The following is a 22,537-nucleotide window of genomic DNA, read 5'->3' on the forward strand; positions in this document are numbered from 1 at the left end:
AAAATGGCTGATGAAGCTGAAGACCATCCTGAAATCATGACGAACGCCTACGGGGCTGATTCGATCAAGGTGCTGAAGGGTCTCGACGCCGTCCGTAAGCGCCCCGGTATGTATATCGGGGACACCGATGACGGCTCCGGTTTGCACCACATGGTCTATGAAGTTGTCGATAACGCCATCGACGAAGCCCTGGCTGGTCACGCCACGCGCGTCGAGGTTATCCTCAACGCCGACGGCTCCTGTTCGGTTTCCGACGACGGACGTGGCATGCCGGTCGATATCCACGAAGGCGAAGGTGTATCCGCGGCCGAGGTCATCATGACCCAGCTCCATGCCGGCGGAAAGTTCGACCAAAACAGCTACAAGGTCTCCGGCGGCCTGCACGGCGTCGGCGTCTCGGTCGTCAACGCCCTCTCCGACTACGTCAAGCTACGCATCTTCCGTAATGGCAAACAATACGACTCGCGTTTCGAACTGGGCGATACGACCGAACCGGTGCGTGCTACCGGCGATGCGCCGCTGCGCGAAAATGGCAAGCCGCTTACCGGTACCATCGTTACCTTCCTGCCCTCGCTGAAAACCGGTCCAGAAACGGGCACCTTTGCCTTTATCGATTTTGACCGCAAGACACTTGAACATCGCCTGCGTGAGCTGGCCTTCCTCAATTCGGGCGTCCATATTCGTTTCGCCGACCTGCGTGAGGCGGAACCCTACGACATCATCCTGCACTATGACGGCGGCGTCATCGAGTTCGTCAAGCACCTCGACAAGGCGAAGACGGCCCTGCTGAAGGAGCCGCTGGCTGTGCGCGGCGTGCGTGAGAAGATCGAGGTCGATCTGGCCCTGCAATGGAACGACAGCTACCACGAAACCATGCTGTGTTTCACCAACAACATCCCGCAGCGTGACGGTGGCACCCATCTGGCCGCTTTCCGGGGGGCGTTGACCCGGGTGATGACGCATTACATGGAAGCCTCCGGTGCGGCCAAACGCGAGAAGGTCACGGTGTCCGGCGAAGATGCGCGCGAAGGGCTGACCTGCGTCTTGTCCGTCAAGGTGCCGGACCCCAAGTTCTCATCCCAGACCAAGGACAAGCTGGTTTCGTCGGAGGTGCGTCCCGCCGTCGAAGGCCTGGTCTATGACAAGCTGTCGCAATGGTTCGAAGAAAATCCGGCCGAAGCCAAGCAGATCGTCTCCAAGATCGTTGAAGCCGCCGCGGCCCGCGAAGCGGCGCGCAAGGCCCGCGAACTGACCCGCCGCAAATCGGCGCTCGACATATCGTCCCTGCCGGGCAAACTGGCGGACTGTCAGGAACGCGATCCGGCCAAGTCCGAAATCTTCATCGTCGAAGGTGACAGCGCCGGTGGGTCGGCCAAACAGGGCCGCAACCGCGAAAATCAGGCCATTCTGCCCCTGCGCGGTAAGGTGCTGAACGTTGAGCGCGCCCGTTTTGATAAGATGCTGTCGTCCGAACAGATCGGCACGCTGATCACGGCGCTCGGCGCCGGTATCGGTCGCGACGATTTCAATATCGAAAAGCTGCGCTACCACAAAATCATCATCATGACCGATGCCGACGTGGACGGCGCGCACATTCGTACCCTGCTTCTGACCTTCTTCTACCGTCAGATGCCGGAGATCATCGAAAAGGGCTATCTCTATATCGCCCAGCCGCCGCTCTATAAGGTCGCCAAGGGCAAGTCGGCGCGCTACGTCAAGGACGATGCCGATCTCGACAATTACCTCATCGAGGAAGGCGTCACCGACGCCATGCTGGAGATGCGCACGGGCGAACGCATTGTCGGTAATGACCTGGAGGCACAGATCCGTGCTGCCAAGGCTTTCAAGAGCAGTATCGACCGCCTGTCGATGCGCGCCCCGGCCTTCGCCTTGGAACAGGGCGCCATGGGCGGCCTGTTCAGCAACCATGCCAATCTCGATCTGGTGGCCCAGCGCTTGACGCGACTCAACCAGGACGGTGACGGCCCCTGGCGCGTGACCGAAGGCAAGCCGGGCGTCGGTGGTTATGTCTTCGAACGTGTTCGTCGCGGTGTCACAGAGACGATCGTGCTCGATGATGCACTGATGCATAGCCAGGACGCGCGCCGCCTTGGTGAGCGAGCCGACAGCCTGGGTGATATTTACGAACAGATGTCGATCTATACGCGTAAGGACAAGTCGACGGATATCTGTGGTCCGCTTGACCTGTTCGGCGCGGTTCTCGATGCCGGGCGCAAGGGCATGAGCATTCAGCGCTATAAAGGCCTGGGCGAAATGAATGCCGAGCAGTTGTGGGAAACCACGCTCGACAAGGATGCGCGCACCCTGTTGCAGGTAAAGGTCAACCACGCCGACGAAGCCGACGAGATGTTCTCCAAGCTGATGGGCGATCTGGTCGAGCCGCGCCGCGACTTCATTCAGGAAAATGCGCTCGACGCCGCGGTGGATGCATAACCGCTCCGCGCTCTGAGGTTTTATGATACGACAAACCCCGGCCAGACGATTGGCTGGGGTTTGTTTTGACTTCTGTCCTGAGTTTGTGGTGCGTTATGGAAGTTATCCGGCTAGCGGTGAGAGAGGGACTATGACCAATCGCAATACGCCAAACCGCCCCAATACGTACAGCCTGGCATCGCGTTGGCGCAGTCTGGCTCATGCCGTGCGTGGCATCGAATTCATGCTGAAGGCGCAACATAATGCCTGGTTACATGTCGCGGGGACTGCCATTGTCATCGTCTTGGCGTCATTTCTTCAGGTCAGGCTGGAGGATTGGCGCTGGTTGATCGTGGCCATTGCCATGGTTTGGCTGGCTGAAGCCTTCAATACCGCGGTCGAATATGTCTGCGATTGGGTATCGCCTGAATGGTCTGGCGTGGTCCGCCAGACCAAAAATATCGCTGCGGGCGCGGTTCTGATCTGTGTGGTCGCCGCTGTATTTATTGGGCTGTTCACCCTGTGGCCCTATGTCGAATTGATGATTGACCGGTTCCGCGCGCCGATTTCCATATGACAGGACGCGCTATATGGCGGGCCGCCGTTTGCGGCACTTCCGGAACGTCCGCAAATCCTAAAGCTTAGCCTGAAACGTCAGGTCGCCCTTGAACAGCGATTTGAGCAAATCGGCGTTTTTCAGACCGACAATAGGCATCTTGTTGTCGTAGAGCTCTTCTTCGATGATGCCGGCGGCCTCGCACTGGTCCAGGACATGAGTCAGGACACTTGCATCGTAATCGCGGGCGATTCCGAACGTCTGGACGCGGGTGGTGTAATCGGTGCGTTCTGCTTTGCCCAGAACGTGGTCGATCAGCTTCTTGCGCCCGCGCGGCCCGTTGAGGCGATAGAGCGCCGACATAAGCATCTGGGCCGGGGTGGTGACGTCGACAACCTGACTGCGATTGAGACAGTTGTCGCAGGTCCGGCAGGGTTCGCCAGGGTCTTCGCCGAAATATTCGCGAATGGCCGATTTGCGACACTGGTGACCCAGCACCATCTTGAAAAAGTCGCGCGCCTTCTGCTTCTGCACGCTCTGGTCGGCCGCGCCTTCGTTCTCGCGCAAGCTGAGGCGGCGGATTGCCCAACCGAGATCGCCGGGATTATGAAAGCAGATGCCGGAGGCCGGCTGGCCGTCGCGGCCGGCACGACCGACCTCCTGCCAATAGGCTTCGGTCGATGAGGGCGGATCGGCGTGAATGACGAAGCGCACATCGGTCTTGTTGATGCCCATGCCGAACGCGATAGTGGCGACCATGATCTTTGCCTTGCCGGTCATGAAGGCTTTCAGGCGTTCTTCGCGAACACTCGGGGACAGGCCGGCATGATAGGCGAGGGTGGCATATCCCTCCTTGGCGAGATTTTGCGCCAATTTGTCGGCTCCGTCGCGTGACCCGCAATAGATGATGCCCGTGGCGTTTTTTTGCCGCCGCAAGATATCGCTGATCGCCTTCAGGATGGCGCCCTTGCGGCGAACGAAACGCAGACTGAGATTAGGGCGGTCGAAGCCGGCGACGATTTCGCTGGCATCCTCAATATGCAGGGCGGCCTTGATATCAGTGCGGGTGTGCGCGTCAGCCGTGGCGGTGAGCGCCAAGGTCGGAACGTCCGGTAGCAGGGATTTCAGTTGCCCGAGCGCGCGGTATTCCGGCCGGAAGTCATGGCCCCACTGGCTGACGCAGTGGGCTTCGTCGATGGCGATGATAGAGGGCTTCAGCTTGACGAGCCGGTCCAGGACGAATGGCGCCAGCGCCTCCGGCGACAGGTAAAGCAGGTCGAGATTGCCGTCGCGCGCGTCGTCCCACAACTGGTAGCGCGCGTCCATCGATTGGCTGGAATCGAGGCGTTCGGCGCGGACGCCGCGCGCTTTCAGGGCCATGACCTGATCGCTCATCAGGGCGATGAGAGGGGAAATGACGATGCCGATACGGCCGCTGACCAGGGCGGGAATCTGGTAGCACAGGCTTTTGCCCCCGCCGGTCGGTAGCACGGCCAGGGTGTCGCGGCCGCTCAGGATTGAGCGGATAACGTCCGCCTGCTTGCCGCGAAACGCTTCATAGCCGAAAACGCTACGCAAGATGTCTTCGGCGCGCGCCAATTTGTCGGTCAGCGCGGGGCGGTCGAGGGTTACGGAGGGCATGATCGCAAGTTAGGGTGCTTTGCCCGGCCCGCCAAGGGTCAATTACCAAAGCGACGATAAGAGTTGATCGCTAAATCAACAGCCAGCTGACCACTCACGGGCTATAAATACGGCGACCTTGGTTTTGCCAAAATTGCCGGGATAATATATGAGGAGATGTCGGGGGGCGAATCCGGCATTCAAAGCAGTCTGGAAAGTCAGTCTGGCAACGGCATTGGTGATGCCGTGCGGCGGGCTGGCGTAACATATGTTTAACGCGACATCCTGATCAGATTTGGCTATAGATACGCGCCTCGATTTGCGGCGCTGCCTGCGATCGGAGTTTTTTGAGTGAGGATTTGCTGAATGGCGAACGGTCGGGACCCGGACGTGGGTGGGGCAAAAAGATCAAGCCGGCGGACGCCGCTTCAGGCGATCCTGTATTGGGGAACGGTGCTCAGCATCTGGGCGATTTTTTTCGCTGTCGCCTTTATCGGCTTCATGGCGATAGACCTGCCTGATATCTCCTCGCTTGATCACCCGGCCAAACAGCCGTCGATTACCTATCTCGACCGTTCTGGCGCCCTGATCGCCGTGCGTGGCGGCAGTCAGGCGGCGGCACCGGTGAAGCTGGGTGAGTTGCCGGATTACGTGCCCCTGGCCTTCGTGGCGATCGAGGATCGCCGTTTCTTCACCCATCCGGGGTTCGATCCGGTTGGCATGGGGCGCGCTGTGCTGCGCAACCTGACCAAGCGCAAGGGTGCCAACCTGTCCGGCGGGTCGACGATCACGCAGCAATTGGCGCGAAACCTATTCCTGTCCGCCGATCAGAATTACAAGCGTAAGGTCCAGGAACTGATGATCGCGGTGTGGCTGGAACACAAGTACACCAAGAAGCAGATTCTGGAGCTTTACCTCAATCGCGTCTATTTCGGCGCTGGGGCCTACGGCATAGAAGCCGCATCGCAACGCTATTTTAACAAGCCGGCCAAAAACCTAACGGTTGGCGAAGCCGCCATGTTGGCGGGTCTGATGAAAGCGCCTAATTCCTATTCGCCCCTGTCCGATCAGGAACGCGCTGGCAAGCGCGCCGGCATCGTTCTGGACGAAATGGTGCAGTCAAAGGTGATCACGCCGGAAGAACGCCTGGAAGCGCTAAAGACGCCGATCAGCGTGTCTAAGACCCTGGCTTCTGCCCATGCCCAATACTTCATCGATTGGCTCGACCGCGACATCCGCACACTCGTCGATCCGAAGAATACCGAAGACCTGATCGTTGAAACCACGCTCGACCTGCCGATCCAGACTGACGCCGAGCGCGCGGTCCAAACGATCATGGCGCGTGACGCCAAAAAGGGCGTGCAACAGGCAGCGGTCGTTTCGGTGGATGGCGAAGGTCGTATTCGCGCCCTCATCGGCGGCGTATCCTATGGTGAGTCACAATTCAACCGCGCGACCGACGCTCATCGTCAGGCCGGTTCGTCGTTCAAGCCGTTCGTCTATCTGACGGCCATGGAAGCGGGCTATCAGCCGAGTACACCGGTGGTCGACGAGCCCTACAGCATCGGCAATTGGACGCCTGAAAACTATACCAAAAGGTATCTCGGCCTGATCGATCTGAAAACGGCTCTGGCCCAGTCGATTAATACGGTCGCCGCTCGCCTGGCCAATGATGTTGGTCGTGACAACGTCGCCCGCACCGCCAAGCGGATGGGTCTGACGTCGAAGATCAATACCGATCCGGCCATGGCGCTGGGAACATCCGAAGTCACGCCGCTTGAGATGGCACAGGCCTATATTCCCTTCTCCAACGGCGGTTATCGCGCCACGGTACACGGTGTTATCCGCATTCGCACGGCGTCGGGCAAGGTCCTGTATCAATATCGTGATCCGGGTGAAGATGGCGGGCGCGTCCGCGTTGTCAGCAATCCGGCTCTGTCGAACATGAACCTGATGATGCGCGAAGTCATGAACAGCGGCTCCGGTGGCGGTGCCCGTATTGCGGGCTACGATATTGCCGGCAAGACCGGTACGACCAGCGACTATCGCGATGCCTGGTTCGACGGCTTTACGGGCGGCTTCGTCACCATCGTCTGGGTGGGCCGCGACGATAATACCGTGATGAAGGGCAAGGTAACGGGCGGCAGCACGCCGGCAGCGATCTGGAAGGCCTATATGACCTCCGCCCTGAAACGCATTCAGGTCAGCGCTATTCCGGACGGACCGCCGGCCGAAGGTCCGCTGACGCCGGTCGCCGAGGATGCCCTGCGTGGCCTTTTGGGCACCCAGGCGGACGCCGTTGCGGCGTCTCAAGCAGCGAATGACAACGGATCGGGTGAGCCGCCGCCCATCGTGACGATGAAGCCCATTCCCAATCCGGAAGAAAAGCCGGCCAAGTCGCAAACCGCCGACGACCTGTTTTCGGAAGCGCAGAAGAAGAGCCAGTAACGGGTAAGACCGTCGTTGACGCAATGCGCCGCATTTAACGCAAAACGCTCCGGGCTAATGTCCGGAGCGTTTTTTTTACGTGCATCTGCAAGAGGCGCTGGGTGTGGGCGGTTAGCCGTTATATCGAAACAGCGTATGACCGTTGGTTTTGAGCCATTTGCGGGCGGCCCTGTAGTCGCCGAACAGATCGGTGACTTCAGCCCAGAAGCGGTCGGAATGGTCGGGATGACGCAGGTGCGCGCATTCGTGCGCCGCCAGATATTCCAGCACATGGGGTGGTGCCAGAATGACTCGCCAGCTGTAGCGGATCGTCTTGCGCGCCGGGGTACATGACCCCCAGCGTCCCCGGGCGTCGAAGAGGGAAATACGGACTCCGGAAACACCCAGCTTGCCCGCGAACCGCTCGGTTTCGGCCTGAAGTGTCTTTAGCGCCTGTTGGCGCAGATACCGTTCGATGCGGCGGGAAAACAGGCTTTCGTCGCCGCTTGTCACCAATTGCCACGTCCCGTCTTCCGTCTGGACCGGACGGGCGGTTATGACACCGGCCTTTTCGGCCAGGGTAACGGCGTGACCGCGGATATGGATGACGGTGCCAGGCGCGAACCGTTCCGGCGCCGGCTGGCCGCGACGGTGCTCCAGGATCCAGTCGTGCCGTGTACGCGCAAAATCGACCGCATCCTTCAGATGCTTTGGACGGGGGGCGGTGACGACGGCCTCGCCGGTCTTGTTATCGATGCGCAGGGAAATCCGGCGCGCGCGCGCGTTGACCTTCAGACGCAACTTGTAAGCGCCAAAATCGAGAACGTCGCCCGGCGCATAGCCGGGCTCGGGCTTCAATAGCGCCTTAAGCGAGCTTATCATTTTGAGCGATGAAGTCGCGAATGCGCGGGTAGATTTCTTCACGGAAGCGACGACCGTTGAAGACCCCGTAGTGACCTGCGCCCTTCTGAACATACAGAAGTTTCTGCTCTTCCGGAATGTTAGGGCACATGGCGTGGGCGGCCTGTGTCTGGCCGACGCCCGAAATATCGTCTTTTTCGCCTTCGACCGTCATCAGGGCGATGTCGGTGATGGCCTTGGTGTCGACCACGCGCCCCTTATGGACCAGCTCTCCCTTGGGCAGGGCGAACTTCTGGAACACCAGGTCTATGGTCTGAAGGTAAAATTCTTCGGTCAGGTCGAGAACGGACAGGTACTCGTCATAGAATTCCAGATGCTTTTGTGCGCCATCGCCATCGTCGGTGACGAGGGAGTTGAAGTAATCCCAGTGGGCGTCGGTGTGGCGCTCTTCATTCATGCTCATGAAGCTGTAGAGCTGAACAAAACCGGGATAGACGCGACGGCCGAGCCCGGGATAGGGCGGCGGCACGGTATGGATCATGTTCGACTTGAACCAGGTAAACGGTTTTTCCTGCGCCAGATCGTTGGTTACGGTTGGATTGAAACGTGCGTCGATAGGCGAGCCCATGAAGGTCATGGACGCCGGGCGGCACGGATCGTTGTCTTCGCTCATCAGGCAGGCAGTGGCCAGAACGGGTGGCCCCGGTTGGCAAACCGCCACGACATGGGTGCGCGAACCGATGGCGGTCAGCATGTCGCGGATATGGTCCATATAGGAATAGAAGTCGAAACGGCCTTCCAGAACGGGCACCTGACGCGCATTGATCCAATCGGTGATATAGACGTCATGATCGAGCAGGAATTCCTGGACCGTGCCACGCAGCAAGGTGGCATAGTGTCCGGACAACGGAGCGACGATCAAAACCGCCGGCGCGCTGGTCTTACGCTTGGCTCGGCGCAGATCCGAGGCGTCGCGTTGAAACCGCAGGAGGCGGCACCAGGGACTGACCCAATCCTCGATGATTGACACCCGTACGTCCTTGCCGTTGATCTGGACCTTATCAATGCCCCAGTCAGGCTTGCCGTATCGTTTGGTGACGTTGCTAAACAGTTCCGCCGAGGCGTAGAGGGTCCGGCCGATAGCCGTATCCGATGCCGGATTGAGAGGCGAACCCCAGAAGTCCCGGGTCATCTGCGCCAGCGCCCGCATGGGTGCGGCGGTGTAATAGGCATATTCGTGCAACGAATAAAGCATGATGGGAACTCTGTTACCGTTAGCGTTAACTAACACTAACATGGTAGTCCTGCCAATTCATTACGAGACGAATTTAATAAAAATATGCTGCGCCGCACCAAATCCAGTGCGGCCTCTACCGGCCCCGCATTGCGTCCTCGATCTGTTTGGCGCTTTGCTCGGGGGTCAAGTCGCGCATCAAGGGGCCACTGAATTGCCCTTGCGGGTTCATCAGATATACCAGTGAGGTATGGTTGTAGGTGTAGGTATCGCCTTCGCCGACCTTGCTGGCGACGGTACCATAGGCCTTTTCCGCCTTCTCGACCTGCTCGCGGGTACCGGTCAGGCCGATGACGCCTTTGGGGAAGCCGCCGCTGGCCAGATAGGCCTTGAGGTTGGCCGGTGTATCGCGCTCGGGATCGACGGTTATGAAGACAATTTGCAGACGATCGGCCTTATCACCCATGGCCGCCTTGGTTCGCGCCAGGGACTGAAGGGTCAACGGGCAGACGTCCGGACAATAGGTGTAGCCGAAGAAGACGGCAGTCCATTTGCCTTTCAGGAGCGAGTCATCAACCGGCTTGCCATCCTGGTCGACCAGTTGGAAAGCGCCTCCGATTTGCCTGCCGTTCGGGTCGACCTGCGACACAACACCATTTGCCCTTGGATGCAGGCTGTTGTACCAGTTGACGGCTGCCAGGCCGATAAGCAAAAGGAAGGCGGCGGCGATTACGGCCAATCGGAATTTGGTCATGAAGGGACTTTCGTGTTCGTCAACCAGACCCTAACCCAAATCTCTGCCTTTTTAAACGGCTCGGATGTCGCACCGCCTATTGCCGCTGGGGAAAAGGATCATCTGCGTCTGCGCACCCTGATCATGCTGCGATGGTTGGCCGTGCTGGGTCAGACGGCCATGGTGCTGGTGATCGCGTTCGGTTTCGGCTATCCCATTCGGCTATGGCTATGCCTGGGCATCATCATGGGCAGCGCGTGGCTGAACCTGATTCTGTCGCTCGGTCGTCGGTTCACGCAGCGGGCGCGCGGCTGGGAGGCAGCCGTGCAACTCAGTTTTGACGCGATACAGCTGGCCTTGCTGCTCGGTGTCACCGGTGGATTGAACAACCCCTTTTGCCTGATGCTTATCGCGCCCGCCACGGTGGCGGCGGCCAACCTGCCCACGCGGCATGGCCTGGTGGTTGTGGTGGTGGCTATCTGCGCGACGATTGCGCTGGCCTTCTGGTCCCTCGACCTGCCGTGGACACCGGGCCTGACATTCGTCATGCCGCATATGTACCGGATCGGTTTCTTAAGCGCGATTCTCGTTGGTATCGTCTTCACCGCCGGTTACGCCTGGCAGGCGGCGCTTGAATCGGCGCGGATGGAGCGCGCCCTTGCCGCGACCCAGGCCGTGCTTGAAAAGGAAACCCGGCTGTCGGCGCTGGGCGGTCTGGCGGCAGCGGCGGCGCATGAGCTCGGCACGCCGCTTGGCACCATTCAGGTCGTCGCCAAGGAGATGCTGCATAGCCTGAAGCCGGACGACCCCTTGCGTGAAGACGCTGAGCTGCTTGTTTCGCAGAGCCAGCGCTGCCGCGATATCCTGAAAGCGCTGTCTGCCCGGCCCGAAACACGCGATAGTGTCTACGACCAGATGCCGGTGACCGCATTTCTGGAAAGTGCCGCTCAACCGTACCGCAGCGCGCGCGTCGCCATCCACATCTCCGTCGAGGCCGATGACATCGACGATGCCGGCAATCGCGTGCTGATACGCCGCCGCCCGGAATGGCTTCATGCCTTTTCGGCCTTCATCGAAAACGCCGTGGATTTTGCGCGCTCCGAAGTCAACATCGTCGCTGAAGTCACGCAAGGCTATGTCAGCCTCGCTATCGAAGACGATGGGCCTGGATTTTCGCCCGACATATTGTCGCGCCTGGGGGAACCCTATATTTCTTCGCGGTATCAGGTTGAGCCGGGCCAGAAACCCGGCAAGATTTTGGGCGAACAAAGCCATTCCGGTATGGGCCTGGGCTTTTTCATCGCCAAGACTCTGTGCGAACATACGGGCGCTACGGTCACCTTCGGCAATCGGCCGGAAGGCGGCGCCTATGTCCGGGCCTTGTGGCCGCGCGACCAAATCGATATTTTAGTGCCGAAAGGCGAAAGGTAACTGCCATGGACGCTTCCGACCCTCATGAGACGCTGAAAAACGCGATTGCTGGACTGGGCGACAAAACCCTGTTGCTGATGGACGACGATGCACCGTTTCGTACGCGTCTGGCGCGGGCACTGGAAACGCGCGGCTTTACGGTCATCGTCGCGGAAGGCGTGCATCAGGCCATGGACATCATCGCCGCGACACCGCCCGCCTTTGCGGTGATGGATATGCGTCTGGAAGACGGCAATGGTCTCCAGGCAGTAGAGGCCCTGCACAAGAAGCGCCCTGATGCGCGGGCAATCATGTTAACTGGCTATGGCAATATCGCCACCGCCGTGGCTGCGGTGAAGTCGGGGGCTATTGACTACCTGTCCAAGCCTGCCGACGCTGACGACGTGGTGAAGGCGCTGCTGGCCGTTGAAGATCATGCGCCGCCGCCGCCGGAAAACCCGATGTCGGCCGATCGCGTGCGCTGGGAACATATCCAGCGCGTCTACGCGCTATGTGGTCAAAACGTATCGGAAACCGCGCGCCGGTTGAATATGCACCGTCGAACTTTGCAACGGATCCTGGCCAAACGCGCCCCCAAATAGCGCAAGCGCGTCCTGTACGGATTGAAGCATGGAATGCTGGCTTGCGGGTGTTATTCGTCCGCGATGATGATGCCGGGATTTTCCGGCAGTGGAAAATCGAACAGGCCGAAATCGAGCGCCTTTTGTGGCCGTGCGGCCAGAAGCGGGCTTTGCGATAGCGCCATGATCTCTTCGGGGGTTAAATCCCTGCCTGTCGATTTCTTGCGCAGATGGCGCGCCTGACCGATGGGCGGCAATCCGGCCGCCCGAACCTGGGCCATAGTCAGAATTTTCCAATAGCTGACCGACAATTGCCAAACGGTCGCCACAGGATCTTTTTTGGGCCACCGTTCGCCGTCCTTGAAAACCGGTTTGAGCGGCTTGGACGCAAGCCGCTTGACCTCGCGAGGCCGGCAGACCAACTGACAGAAGCGATTGTCGTCGATCAACAGGCCGGCATAGGCCGCCAGGGCTGCGTCCTTGGTTTCATAAACCGGTCCCGCTGGCTCCGTAACGAAGGCGACACGCGCGTCGGCTGTCACTTCCGCTTCCTTTTCGCGCACAGCGCGCGCCAGCGTACCGGCCTTTAGCCGGGTCAGGACATCCGGGGCGTCCGTGGCAATGGGATAGGCGATAAGCGGCATGGATGTTCACGTTTTGATCGGGGTGTAACCTAGACCCTAATACCCCGTTGTGGCAAATTTTTCGTTCATTGGACCTGCAAAATTTATTTTGAGGTGTTGGCGGGGGGCGTTCGCAGGAGCGTTTTTTTACAGCCTCCACAACTTGCTCTATAGTCGGATTTTCAGTGATTCGTATGCGGATGCCCTTATGGCTATTGCCACTATCGCCTATACCGCTGCCGCTGGCGGCATGGCTCTGGCCCTGTCCACCACGTGGCTGGCCCTGCGCAACCGCACCCGTTTTTCCAAGGCTCGCGAAACGCTGAAGGCTGACCTTACGGCCAAAGACCTCATGTTGCGCGAACTTGATGCCGCGACGACGGCCTTCGACGAAGCCTTCCTGGCTGTTGAAGGCGATACGGTTCGCCTGGTCTGGGGTGACGATACCTTGCAACAATGCGCCGAGGCGCTGGGTATCAAGGCGGCCGATGGCGACATCGCGCCACAGGTCGTGCGGGCCCTGGGTGATACCTCCGCCGAAGCGGCCGACGGTCTGAAAGAACTGATCTCTCAAGGTAAGTGGTGCCGGTTTGAAGTCTTTGCCGAGACGCCGAAGGGCCTGACCGGCGACGGGCAGCAAAAAAATGCCGGCCTGACCGTCATTGTAGAGGGCAAGTCGTCTGGCGCCACCGCCTGGATCCGGCTGGCCATTGCCGGCGCACGCGCCTCGCTATCGTCCGGACCCTTCGCACAGATGGCGGAACACCTGCCGGCGCCATGCTGGATTTGCGCCCGCGACGGCCGCGTGGTCTGGGCCAATGCCGCCTGGCTGAAGGCGGTTGAAGCGACCAATCTCGAACAGGCGGTGCAGGCCAACCTGACGCTCGACCGCAATGTCGATGGTCTTGTCGTTGAAGCGCTTGAGCAGCGGACACGTCGCGAAGGCTTCCGCTGGCTGACCGTCGGAGGGCAGCGCCGCGCCTTCCAGGTCATCGCCGAGCCGCTCAACGAAGCCTATGTCTGTGCCTATGTGCTGGATGTCACGGAAGCCGAGGAAAGCCGTGAGGCGCTGAAGCGTCACGCCAAGGCGCACGATGAAACCTTGGATGCGCTCGAAGATGCGGTTGCCATTTTCGGGGCCGAGAAACAACTGACCTTCCACAATCGCGCGTTTGAAAAATTGTGGGACCTGGAACCGGCCTGGCTGGCTGAACGTCCGACCCATGGGGAATGGCTTGATCGTCTGCGTCAGAAACGCCGCCTGCCGGAAACCAGCGATTACAGCGGCTTCAAGACGCGCGAGTCGGAATTCTTCGGGCTGACCCATACCGCTGACGATGAAATGTGGAGCCTGCCCGACGGCCGCTCCCTGCGCGTCGTGCGCCAGCCGCATCCGCTTGGTGGGCTGCTGATCCTGTTTTCGGACAAGACGGGCGAACTGAAGCTGAAGGCACAGTTCAACGCGCTCATCCAGGTGCAGAAATCAACGCTCGATCAGCTCAACGATGCCGTTTCGGTCTATGGCTCCGACGGCCGCCTGCGCCTGCGCAACCTGGCTTTTGACAAGTTCTGGAATCTTCAGGCCGAAGACATTACGGCGGTAATGGATTTCGCCGATCTGGCGGAATTATGCCTGCCGCTGGTGCATGACCGCGGTTTCTGGGCTGAACTGAAGGCGCGGGTAACCGATACCGATCCGCTGGCCCGGGCGCCGCAACTGGGCGAGGTGAAGATTTCGGATGGCCGTCTGGCGCAATGGCGTACGCAGCCCTTGCCTGACGGTGCGACCCTGGTGGCGTTCTCCGATATCACCGCCACGCGCCAGTTGGAAAAAGCCATTGATGCGCGCGACGAAGCGCTGAATGAATCGGTCCGACTGAAGCGGGACTTCGTCGCCAATGTATCCTACGAATTGCGCACGCCCTTGACGACCATTGTCGGCTATGCCGACCTGCTGCAGGCGCAGACCAACGACAATCCGAAGCAGAAAGCATTCCTGGATTCGATTCAATCGGCAGCGCAGGAACTGGCGCGTTCGATCGATGACGTCCTCGACATGGCCCAGATCGATGCCGGTGAAATGTCGATCACCCGGACAGATGTTCGCCTGCTCGATATCGTCGCCGAGGTCGGTACGCGGCTGGCCGATACATTCAAGGCGCGCGGTGTTCATTTCGACTATTCCGGAGTCAAGGAAACAGGCGTGGTGCGCGTTGACGCCAAGCGGTTGGGACAATGCCTGGAACACCTGCTCGGCAACGCTATACGCAATGCCACAAGCGGCGGATCGGTTCGACTTGATGCGCGCAAGGACGAGGACAACCTGATTCTGGAAGTGGCCTATACTGGGCGCGGTATTCCCTATCACGTTCAGGCGCATATTTTCGACCGCTATATTGGCCGTGAACGCGGCGGACCGGGCCTGGGGCTGGCGCTGGTAAAGGCGCTGGTTGAGCTGCACGAAGGCTGGATCACGCTGGAGTCGGAACCGAACGAAGGCGCCAGTTTCAAAATTCATCTGCCGGGACAGAGCCGGGCCGGTCAATCTGTTCCCGAAATGGCCCCCTCCGAAATAGCGTCGACCGTATCCCCGAAAGCATCGACCGAAGCCAAGTCTTCCGACGCGGACGACGGCACGGTTGCCAGTGTCGCTTAGGGCTACTGGCCTGCGCTAACCCCTGCGCGAATCCACGACGGGACGGATTAGCCGGCGTGGAAGAGGGCGCGCATAAGGTCTGATTTGCTGATCAAGCCTTCCAGCCGGCTATCGGCGTCCACGACCAGGACGTGGCGTCGGTCGCCGCGGGCCAGGATATGCAGGCATTCTGTCGCTGGGTCGGTGGCTTTGACGCGCGCGAACGACTGGCGCATGATCTTGTCAGCGGTCAGGGTACGATCCGAGGTTGAGGTATCGTCAAGCCGCAACAACCCGATCGGCCGGCGATCGTCGTCCAGCACGGGCAAGGCCTTGATATCGTGACGCAGCATGATGACTTCGGCTTCTCCAAGCCGTGTTCGCGGCATTATGGTGCGTAATTTGCGGCTCATGATCGCGCCGCATGTGATTTCGCCGGCCAGACGCTGATAGGCCTGCATCTCCGTCAGCTCTATCAGCTTTTCGACATCCTCGCGGCTGATATCCAGGGCCTGGTTGTAGGTCAGAAGGGCGGCTTCGAGATCGGACGGATTGAAGCGGTGCAGAGCGAGTTGATGCGGGCCGTTGATGGTCTGGCGCTGTGGATAGCCCTGACCGGTCAGGCGGTGCCAGGCAATGGCTAGCACGACCAAAAGGACCGCATTGGCAATGACTGGAAAGAGGATGAAATGCCAGTCGCTGGTGTGCGAAATCACAATGAACAGCGCCGTGCCGCCGCCGGACGGATGAAGGGCGCGTAAAGACAGCATCAGCATGACCGCCAGACCGACCGCCAAGCCCGCGCTCAGTGAATTGACGCCGATCAGATGGACGCAGGCCAGGCCCGCCAGTGCGGACAGAAGGTGGCCGCCAACGATCGGCCATGGTTGCGACATGGGTGAGCCAGGAACGGCGAAAACCTGGGCTGCGGAGGCGCCGAGCGGCGCCATCAGCCACCATTTCAGATCGAAGTGGCCCTCGATCAGGCCGCAGACTACAGCCGTCAGCAGAATACCAACAAAGGCGCCGCCCATGGTAATGGCGCGCTGTCGGGCGTCAATACGCGTGGGCGGCGGAATGAAGGCCTCAAAAAAGGCTTTCAAGTCATTTTTAACGACGTCAGGCAGTCTCTGGTTCCTTGCCGTACCAATTGATATTGCGCGTCAGGATCATGACGGCTGCGATGACCACGAAGGCCGCCACGGCGCCAATCAGCAACGCGTAATCTTCCATGCGCATGAGCGTATAGATCATTCCATATAGCAATGAAAAGATGATCAGCGCGGCAAAACCGCGCAAACGGCTTTTGAACACCATGCCAGCGTAGCTGGATATCAGGGTCACTGTCGCAGCGGCCGCCGTGAGGAAGGCATAGTCGAAACCGATACGTTCAGACAAGGACAGGAGTAGAAGGTAAAAGGTTATCTGGGCGAGCCCGACCAGAATATATTGCGCCGGATGGAAGTCGCGTTTTGATGTGCTTTCGAATACGAAATAGGTCAGGAAAACCAGGCCTACGAACAATAGGGCATATTTAAGCGAACGGGCGACATTCTGATACGGGTTGGTGTTTTCGACAAACGCTACTGACAGCTCCGATTTACCCAAGCTTGCCAAACTGTCGAGAGAGATGACGGCGGGTAGGCCACGCGCGATGAAAGGCACCGACCAGGTGGCGCGGAAGCCGGATTTGAGGTCTTCCTCACCTTTCATGACCGGTGTCTGGCTGTCGTGATGAAAGGCGCGGCTGGCAGGCAGGAAGCCGCCGCCGAAAGAGGGCGTGTTCCAATCGCCGGACAGGGTCACTTCGGACGATTTGGCATAGGCCAGCACACCCAGCTTTTGAGCGCCTGTAAAGCTCATATCGAGCGTGACGTCATGCGGTCGGGCCGGATCTATAGTCAGCGGTGTCGAAAACAGGTCCAGTGATCCGTTGCCGCCATCGGTGGTCATGTTCTGAGCCCCTTCGGGAGCGGGTGCCAGCGTCAAGGATTGCCCGTCGACGGTGGCGATAATGTCCTTACGGGCGCCCCGTGAGTCCGATGCGCCCGAAACCAGTTGCGCCCGACTCCAGTCCAGTGTCGCGCCGGCCGGTGCAACGACCCGGCTGAGGTCAAAACGAGCGGTGAAGTGCAGATCCGTTGCGTACACCGGCACGCGGAACAGGGAGCGCGAACGGACCTCGCTCTTGCTGGTCGCGATGGCGTTGCCGACAATGGGGAATACGACGAGTGTTCCCGTCTGAATCGGTGATTTGCTGCCGGTGGTCGTAGTGTCTAGCCGGGGGCCGCCTGCATAGGGCACGGTAATCACCGGGCCTAAGAAGGTCTGCGGACCGCCGACCTTGTCACCGATTTCCCGCGTTACCTCTTCGGCGCGGTGGGTGCGGTCGAGCAGCAACAGGAAGACAAACCCGGCGGGTACCGACATCAGCACGGCGAGGACGCAAACGATCAGCAGCTTGGCGCCCTTGCTACGGCTTATCATAGATCGGCCGGATGCGGGATAGGCGGACCGAGGCGGGTGTTCTGGGATAGGTGTTGTGGACATGAATAAGATTCCCTCGAAGGACAGGCAAAGGCTCTGTCGGTCCAAAGATATCATTTTGTGAACAATGTTCAATTATTATTTGAACAACGTTCATTTTGATGCTATGGAAGCGGCGCAATCCATAGGAGGGACCATGAAACCTGTAGCCTTAACGCTCGCCTGCGCCTGCGCCTTGGCGTTGGTGGGATGTCAACAACGCGATGAGACGGCCAAGCCACCTCAGGTTCAGGTTTCGGTCTCATCGGCCTCAACGCCGGTTATGTCATCGGCCCCGGCTCCGGCACCGCTTCGTACGGCTGTCCGGCCGCAGCCGACCGCCGCAGTCTATGCCGACTGGCACGCTGACCTGTCTGCGGGATGCAGCGATGGGTCCGGACAGGTCCGCCGGCAGCATTTCGACGTCAACGGCGACGGTTTGCCCGATACGGTCTGCTGGCAAACCGTACGCGACGCGACCTACGGCGATTTCGTGCAGGTGATGGCACAGGTCGATCGTCCCAATGGCGATAAGGAAAGTGCCTACATCATACTGGCGGCAAATGGCGGTCGCCAGGCGGCGCTGTGCAACGCCGACGGTGTGGCAGTACGCCAGACCCTGTGGGCGCGGGGTGAAACCAAGGCAGTAACCGAGCGGGGCGTGGATGCCGGATTTAACGGGCCGATCGCCATTACGCTAACCGATGGGAAATGCGGTCCGGTGTCCCTGTTCTGGCCGCGCGATGCTGGCGCAGATGAGGCGCGGTTCACCTTGCTGCGGATTTAGGGCCCCGATCAGTGCTGATTTTCCGGCATGCGGACGATCAGGCCGTCCAGGGCGTCCGATACGATGATCTGGCACGACAGGCGCGAATTGGGCTGTAGGTCGTTGGCGAAATCCAGCATCGATTCTTCCATGACCGAGGCCGTTCCCGTCTTGCCGGTCCAGGCATCGTCGACATAGACGTGGCAGGTGGCGCAGGCGCAGGCCCCGCCGCAATCGGCATCGATGCCGGGAATGTTGTTCTTGACCGCGCCTTCCATGACGCTCTGTCCCGGTTTGACCTCGATGACGTGTTCGGTGCCGGTATGTTCGATATAGGTGATCTTGGCCATAGTCGTGAAACGTCCTTCGTTACGCGCCGTTTAGCGGAGCGATACGGTCAAATCGGGCGAGAGGCGGCGTCATGCCCGATCCGGAATTAAGGTGCGGGGTAAGTCCCGCAAGAAAAACACCAAATTTGCTGGTAACCGCCTCCGGCAAATTTATTTCGCCGGCATCATCTTCTTGATTTCGGCAATCGCCTTGGCGGGATTGAGTCCCTTGGGGCAGACCTGCGCGCAGTTCATGATGGTGTGGCAGCGATAGAGCTTGAACGGATCTTCCAGGGCTTCCAGGCGCGCCTTTTGATTTTCGTCGCGCGAGTCAGCGATCCAGCGGTAAGCCTGAAGCAGGGCCGCCGGGCCCAGATACTTGTCCTGGTTCCACCAGTAGCTCGGGCACGAGGTCGAGCAGCAGGCGCACAGGATGCACTCGTAAAGGCCGTCCAGCTTGTCCCGGTTCTTCGGGCTTTGCAGGCGTTCCTTTTCGGGGTCCGGCGTCTTGGCTTCAAGCCAGGGCTCAATCGAGGCGTACTGGTTGTAGAAACCGGTCAGATCGGGGACAAGGTCCTTGACCACCGGCATGTGCGGCAGTGGCGCGATGGTGATATCGCCGGAAAACTCGTCATGGCCCTTGGTACAGGCCAGCGTATTGCGCCCGCCGATATTCATGGCGCAGGACCCGCAGATGCCTTCGCGGCAGGAGCGGCGGAAGCTGAGCGTCGAGTCGATATTGTTCTTGATGTGGATCAGGCTGTCGAGCAGCATCGGGCCGTGATCGGCGCTGTCGACCTCATAGGTGTCCCAGCGTGGATTTTCGCCCGAATCCGGATCGAAGCGGTAGATCTTGTAGGTCCGCGTCGTCTTCGTCCGCTTGGCCGCCTTGTAGCGCTTGCCCGGTTTGATCTTTGAATCGCGGGGGAGGGTTAACTCAACCATCTATACGCTCCTAGTACACACGCGCCTTAGGCGCGATATAGGCGATGTCGTTCGTCATGGTGTAGGTATGCACGGGACGATAGTCCGTGCGCACGGCGCCGGTCTGCGTGTCGATCCACATCAGGGTGTGTTTCATCCAGACATCGTCGTTGCGATTCGGGAAGTCTTCGCGGGCGTGGGCGCCACGGCTTTCTTCGCGGTTGGCCGCCGAGTTCACGGTGACGACGGCTTGATTGATCAGGTTGTCGTATTCCAGCGCTTCGACCAGGTCGGTGTTCCAGATCAGGCCGCGATCCTTGATGCCAAGATCGCGCGACGCGGCGTGAATCTCGCCGAGATGCCTGACGCCCTCCTGCAGGGTTTCACCGGTCCGGAAGACGGCGGCGTCACGTTGCATGGCGGTTTGCATGTCGAGGCGCAGCTTGGCGGTCGGTGTCGCGCCGGCGGCGTTGCGGAAGCGATCGAGGCGCGACAGGTGCGCATCGACCTGAGTGGTGCCGATGTTTTTGTGCGCCGAGTTGGGAGTGACCAATTCCTTGGCACGTTTGCCGGCGGCGCGGCCGAAGACGACCAGGTCGATCAGCGAGTTGGAGCCGAGGCGGTTGGCGCCGTGCACAGACACGCAGGCGGCTTCACCCACGGCCATCAGACCCGGCACGACCGTATCGGGGTTGCCGTCTTTCAGTGTCAGGACTTCGCCGTGATAATTGGTCGGGATGCCGCCCATATTGTAGTGGACGGTCGGGATGACCGGAATCGGCTCCTTGGTCACGTCGACGCCGGCGAAGATCTTGGCCGATTCCGAGATGCCCGGCAGGCGCTTGTGCAGGATTTCCGGCGGCAGGTGATCGAGGTGCAGGAAGATGTGGTCTTTCTTCGGGCCGACGCCGCGTCCTTCGCGAATTTCCATGGTCATCGAGCGTGAAACAACGTCACGCGACGCCAGGTCCTTGGCGGATGGGGCGTAGCGTTCCATGAAGCGCTCACCGGCCGAATTGGTCAGATAGCCGCCTTCGCCACGCGCGCCTTCGGTAATCAGGCAGCCCGAGCCGTAGATGCCGGTCGGGTGGAACTGGACGAATTCCATGTCCTGTAGCGGCAGGCCGGCGCGCAGTACCATGGCATTGCCATCGCCCGTGCAGGTATGGGCCGACGTCGCGGAGAAGTAGGCGCGGCCATAACCGCCGGTGGCCAGAATGACCAGGTGGGCGCGGAAGACGTGAATGTCGCCATTATCGAGCTGCCAGGTGGTGACGCCACGGCAGACGCCGTCGTCCATAATCAGGTCCAGCGCGAAATGTTCAATGAAGAACTCGACATTGTTGCGCACCGACTGACCGTACAGGGTGTGCAGCATGGCGTGGCCGGTCCGGTCGGCGGCGGCGCAGGTGCGTTGCACCGGGCCTTCGCCAAAATTCTTGGTCATGCCGCCGAAGGGACGCTGATAGATCTTTCCGTCTTCGGTGCGCGAAAACGGCACGCCCCAATGTTCCAGCTCATAAACGGCTTCCGGCGCATTGCGGACCAGGTATTCGATGGCGTCCTGATCGCCCAGCCAGTCCGACCCCTTGACGGTGTCGTACATGTGCCACTGCCACTTGTCCTCGCCCATATTGCCCAGGCTGGCGGCGACGCCGCCCTGAGCGGCCACGGTGTGCGAGCGGGTCGGGAAAACCTTGGTGATACAGGCCGTCTTAAGACCCGCCTGACCGGCGCCGAGCGCGGCCCGCAGGCCGGAACCGCCAGCGCCGACGACGACCACGTCATATTCGTGATTGATAATGTTGAACGGCTTTTGAGCGTTGTTCTGGGCCATGGGGTTAAGCCGCCTGATGTACAAGCCAGAGCGCGATGCCGGTGGCGATGACCAGGGCGGCGCTCAGGAGGAAGGTAAGAAAGATGGAAACGCCGCGCATGGGGCCGGCCAGATAGTCATCAATGATGACCTTGACGCCCATATACATGTGCCACACCGAAATCAGCATGGTCAGCGCGATCAGGCCGGCATTGAGCGGCAGTTTGGCGAAGGCCAGGGCCGCGTCGAAACCGCCACCGGCGATGCTGTAAGCGGCATAGGCCGCCCAAAGGGTCAGCGGGATCAGGGCCAGCGAGGTGCCACGTTCGGCCAGCCATTCGCCGGCGCCGTGATGGGCCGATTTTTTCCAGTCTTTCGACGAACGGGCGCCGACATCACGATTGTCACTCATAGCGTCACCTTGCCGCTTGCGAAGAGAAGTGCCCAGAAGGCGAGGGTGAGAACGACGCCCAGAACCATGGTCAAGAGGGCGATCTGATCGGCCTTTTTCGGCTCGAAGCCCGTGCCGGTGTCCCAGATCAGGTGGCGAAGACCGCCGGTGAGGTGGACAAAGCCGGCCAGCGACAGGCCAAACCAGACCAGCAGGCCGAGGGGCTTGGAGGCCAGGCTCAGGAAGCAGGTATAGGCTTCGCGGCCAAGCGCCAGGGATACCAGCCAGGCGGCGATCAGGATCGCGCCGGCGACGGACGCCGATCCGGTGACACGATGCAGGATCGAGCTGAACATAGTGGTGTGCCAGCGCCAGATCTGCAGGTGAGGCGAAAGCGGCCGGCGCGGCGTATGGGGAGGCATTGTCGACATCTGCGGTCTTGACCCATGTCTTGTACCGGTGCGAGTAAGCAACCGGGAACGTTACACTTGCGGGTCTTTTAGACCCTGAAACGGCTCTGTCAATCAAGCTTTCCATGCTCAAAGCCATTATTTTAAAGGCGCGCACTGCAAACGCTTCGCATCCGCAGCATTGCATCGTTGCCGGACCATCACATGAATGTGTCTGCCCCAGCTTCGACAAATTCCTGTTGTTCACTCACAGGGTGAAAGA

Annotated in this window: 19 protein-coding genes; 7 read left to right on the forward strand and 12 right to left on the reverse strand. The window is 60.0% G+C overall.

Translation table 11 applies throughout. The annotated features are described in order from the left end of the window. Positions 1 to 3 precede the first annotated feature (3 nt). Together gyrB and RCJ00_RS11895 are read left to right on the forward strand one after the other, a co-directional pair. Positions 4 to 2,454 (forward strand): DNA topoisomerase (ATP-hydrolyzing) subunit B, encoded by a 2,451-nt coding sequence (gyrB, locus tag RCJ00_RS11890; RefSeq protein WP_316222143.1) that lies wholly within the window; start codon positions 4 to 6, stop codon positions 2,452 to 2,454. A 130-nt stretch (positions 2,455 to 2,584) separates the two neighbouring features. Beyond that, on the forward strand, positions 2,585 to 3,010 hold the full coding sequence (locus tag RCJ00_RS11895; protein WP_316222144.1) for a diacylglycerol kinase family protein: 426 nt from the start codon (positions 2,585 to 2,587) through the stop codon (positions 3,008 to 3,010). A gap of 57 nt (positions 3,011 to 3,067) precedes the next feature. On the opposite strand, the gene RCJ00_RS11900 is transcribed toward RCJ00_RS11895, so the two are convergent. Continuing rightward, positions 3,068 to 4,630, reverse strand: coding sequence for a RecQ family ATP-dependent DNA helicase (locus tag RCJ00_RS11900; protein WP_316222145.1), 1,563 nt, complete (start codon positions 4,628 to 4,630; stop codon positions 3,068 to 3,070). 345 nt (positions 4,631 to 4,975) lie between these two features. Between RCJ00_RS11900 and RCJ00_RS11905 the strand changes: the two genes are divergently transcribed. After that, a complete protein-coding gene (locus RCJ00_RS11905; protein WP_316222146.1) occupies positions 4,976 to 7,057 on the forward strand; it encodes a transglycosylase domain-containing protein in 2,082 nt (693 codons plus the stop codon). Positions 7,058 to 7,168: 111 nt separating this feature from the next. Here the strand turns inward: RCJ00_RS11905 and RCJ00_RS11910 are convergent, their stop codons facing one another. From RCJ00_RS11910 to RCJ00_RS11920, 3 genes are all read right to left on the reverse strand, one after another. Then, on the reverse strand, positions 7,169 to 7,894 hold the full coding sequence (locus RCJ00_RS11910; protein ID WP_316222147.1) for a M48 family metallopeptidase: 726 nt from the start codon (positions 7,892 to 7,894) through the stop codon (positions 7,169 to 7,171). Between the two features lie 7 nt (positions 7,895 to 7,901). Next, positions 7,902 to 9,152 carry a polyhydroxyalkanoate depolymerase gene (locus RCJ00_RS11915; RefSeq protein ID WP_316222148.1) on the reverse strand — a complete coding sequence of 417 codons (1,251 nt, stop codon included), beginning with the start codon at positions 9,150 to 9,152 and terminating at the stop codon, positions 7,902 to 7,904. Positions 9,153 to 9,267: 115 nt separating this feature from the next. Then, positions 9,268 to 9,885 (reverse strand): SCO family protein, encoded by a 618-nt coding sequence (locus tag RCJ00_RS11920; RefSeq protein WP_316222149.1) that lies wholly within the window; start codon positions 9,883 to 9,885, stop codon positions 9,268 to 9,270. 12 nt (positions 9,886 to 9,897) lie between these two features. On the opposite strand from RCJ00_RS11920, the gene RCJ00_RS11925 reads away from it, so the two are divergent. Then, positions 9,898 to 11,295: an ActS/PrrB/RegB family redox-sensitive histidine kinase gene (locus RCJ00_RS11925; protein WP_316222150.1), complete on the forward strand. Its 1,398-nt coding sequence runs from the start codon at positions 9,898 to 9,900 to the stop codon at positions 11,293 to 11,295. Between the two features lie 5 nt (positions 11,296 to 11,300). Beyond that, entirely contained in the window at positions 11,301 to 11,876 is a 576-nt protein-coding gene (locus tag RCJ00_RS11930) for an ActR/PrrA/RegA family redox response regulator transcription factor (RefSeq protein WP_023456188.1), read from the forward strand. Between the two features lie 50 nt (positions 11,877 to 11,926). Here RCJ00_RS11930 and RCJ00_RS11935 read toward each other — a convergent pair whose 3' ends face one another. Next, positions 11,927 to 12,499, reverse strand: coding sequence for a hypothetical protein (locus RCJ00_RS11935; protein WP_316222153.1), 573 nt, complete (start codon positions 12,497 to 12,499; stop codon positions 11,927 to 11,929). 187 nt (positions 12,500 to 12,686) lie between these two features. Here RCJ00_RS11935 and RCJ00_RS11940 point away from each other — a divergent pair, with 187 nt between their 5' ends. Beyond that, complete coding sequence (locus RCJ00_RS11940) at positions 12,687 to 15,134, forward strand: PAS domain-containing sensor histidine kinase (protein WP_316222155.1); 2,448 nt, start codon at positions 12,687 to 12,689, stop codon at positions 15,132 to 15,134. Positions 15,135 to 15,181: 47 nt separating this feature from the next. Here RCJ00_RS11940 and RCJ00_RS11945 read toward each other — a convergent pair whose 3' ends face one another. Both RCJ00_RS11945 and creD read right to left on the reverse strand, forming a co-directional pair. Continuing rightward, on the reverse strand, positions 15,182 to 16,216 hold the full coding sequence (locus tag RCJ00_RS11945) for an HPP family protein (RefSeq protein ID WP_316222157.1): 1,035 nt from the start codon (positions 16,214 to 16,216) through the stop codon (positions 15,182 to 15,184). 16 nt (positions 16,217 to 16,232) lie between these two features. Beyond that, the gene (gene creD, locus RCJ00_RS11950) at positions 16,233 to 17,600 is read right to left on the reverse strand and encodes a cell envelope integrity protein CreD (RefSeq protein ID WP_316222159.1); all 1,368 of its coding nucleotides are present in this window, start codon (positions 17,598 to 17,600) and stop codon (positions 16,233 to 16,235) included. Positions 17,601 to 17,796: 196 nt separating this feature from the next. On the opposite strand from creD, the gene RCJ00_RS11955 reads away from it, so the two are divergent. Continuing rightward, the gene (locus RCJ00_RS11955; protein ID WP_316222161.1) at positions 17,797 to 18,426 is read left to right on the forward strand and encodes a YajG family lipoprotein; all 630 of its coding nucleotides are present in this window, start codon (positions 17,797 to 17,799) and stop codon (positions 18,424 to 18,426) included. A gap of 8 nt (positions 18,427 to 18,434) precedes the next feature. Here RCJ00_RS11955 and RCJ00_RS11960 read toward each other — a convergent pair whose 3' ends face one another. The 5 genes from RCJ00_RS11960 to sdhC all read right to left on the reverse strand — a co-directional run bounded on the left by RCJ00_RS11960 (position 18,435) and on the right by sdhC (position 22,296). After that, positions 18,435 to 18,755, reverse strand: a complete 321-nt coding sequence (locus tag RCJ00_RS11960; RefSeq protein WP_023456193.1) for a 2Fe-2S iron-sulfur cluster-binding protein — start codon at positions 18,753 to 18,755, stop codon at positions 18,435 to 18,437. A 150-nt stretch (positions 18,756 to 18,905) separates the two neighbouring features. Further along, on the reverse strand, positions 18,906 to 19,679 hold the full coding sequence (locus RCJ00_RS11965; protein WP_023456194.1) for a succinate dehydrogenase iron-sulfur subunit: 774 nt from the start codon (positions 19,677 to 19,679) through the stop codon (positions 18,906 to 18,908). 10 nt (positions 19,680 to 19,689) lie between these two features. After that, on the reverse strand, positions 19,690 to 21,495 hold the full coding sequence (sdhA, locus tag RCJ00_RS11970; RefSeq protein WP_316222162.1) for a succinate dehydrogenase flavoprotein subunit: 1,806 nt from the start codon (positions 21,493 to 21,495) through the stop codon (positions 19,690 to 19,692). Between the two features lie 4 nt (positions 21,496 to 21,499). Further along, positions 21,500 to 21,886, reverse strand: coding sequence for a succinate dehydrogenase, hydrophobic membrane anchor protein (gene sdhD, locus RCJ00_RS11975; protein ID WP_316222164.1), 387 nt, complete (start codon positions 21,884 to 21,886; stop codon positions 21,500 to 21,502). After that, positions 21,883 to 22,296: a succinate dehydrogenase, cytochrome b556 subunit gene (gene sdhC / locus RCJ00_RS11980; RefSeq protein ID WP_316222165.1), complete on the reverse strand. Its 414-nt coding sequence runs from the start codon at positions 22,294 to 22,296 to the stop codon at positions 21,883 to 21,885. Before sdhC ends, sdhD begins: the two co-directional genes overlap by 4 nt. Positions 22,297 to 22,537: the final 241 nt, after the last annotated feature.

The organism is Asticcacaulis aquihabitans, from assembly GCF_032490435.1.
Lineage (GTDB): Bacteria > Pseudomonadota > Alphaproteobacteria > Caulobacterales > Caulobacteraceae > Asticcacaulis.

What these genes read in the sequence shown, in the direction of transcription:
- sdhA (WP_316222162.1), bottom strand. Translation starts at nt 21,495, where the DNA reads ATGGCCCAGAACAACGCTCAAAAGCCGTTCAACATTATCAATCACGAA.
- RCJ00_RS11955 (WP_316222161.1), top strand. Translation starts at nt 17,797, where the DNA reads ATGAAACCTGTAGCCTTAACGCTCGCCTGCGCCTGCGCCTTGGCGTTG.
- RCJ00_RS11940 (WP_316222155.1), top strand. Translation starts at nt 12,687, where the DNA reads ATGGCTATTGCCACTATCGCCTATACCGCTGCCGCTGGCGGCATGGCT.
- RCJ00_RS11960 (WP_023456193.1), bottom strand. Translation starts at nt 18,755, where the DNA reads ATGGCCAAGATCACCTATATCGAACATACCGGCACCGAACACGTCATC.
- gyrB (WP_316222143.1), top strand. Translation starts at nt 4, where the DNA reads ATGGCTGATGAAGCTGAAGACCATCCTGAAATCATGACGAACGCCTAC.
- RCJ00_RS11965 (WP_023456194.1), bottom strand. Translation starts at nt 19,679, where the DNA reads ATGGTTGAGTTAACCCTCCCCCGCGATTCAAAGATCAAACCGGGCAAG.
- RCJ00_RS11915 (WP_316222148.1), bottom strand. Translation starts at nt 9,152, where the DNA reads ATGCTTTATTCGTTGCACGAATATGCCTATTACACCGCCGCACCCATG.
- RCJ00_RS11900 (WP_316222145.1), bottom strand. Translation starts at nt 4,630, where the DNA reads ATGCCCTCCGTAACCCTCGACCGCCCCGCGCTGACCGACAAATTGGCG.
- RCJ00_RS11895 (WP_316222144.1), top strand. Translation starts at nt 2,585, where the DNA reads ATGACCAATCGCAATACGCCAAACCGCCCCAATACGTACAGCCTGGCA.
- RCJ00_RS11905 (WP_316222146.1), top strand. Translation starts at nt 4,976, where the DNA reads ATGGCGAACGGTCGGGACCCGGACGTGGGTGGGGCAAAAAGATCAAGC.
- sdhD (WP_316222164.1), bottom strand. Translation starts at nt 21,886, where the DNA reads ATGAGTGACAATCGTGATGTCGGCGCCCGTTCGTCGAAAGACTGGAAA.
- creD (WP_316222159.1), bottom strand. Translation starts at nt 17,600, where the DNA reads ATGATAAGCCGTAGCAAGGGCGCCAAGCTGCTGATCGTTTGCGTCCTC.
- RCJ00_RS11935 (WP_316222153.1), bottom strand. Translation starts at nt 12,499, where the DNA reads ATGCCGCTTATCGCCTATCCCATTGCCACGGACGCCCCGGATGTCCTG.
- RCJ00_RS11930 (WP_023456188.1), top strand. Translation starts at nt 11,301, where the DNA reads ATGGACGCTTCCGACCCTCATGAGACGCTGAAAAACGCGATTGCTGGA.
- RCJ00_RS11920 (WP_316222149.1), bottom strand. Translation starts at nt 9,885, where the DNA reads ATGACCAAATTCCGATTGGCCGTAATCGCCGCCGCCTTCCTTTTGCTT.
- sdhC (WP_316222165.1), bottom strand. Translation starts at nt 22,296, where the DNA reads ATGTCGACAATGCCTCCCCATACGCCGCGCCGGCCGCTTTCGCCTCAC.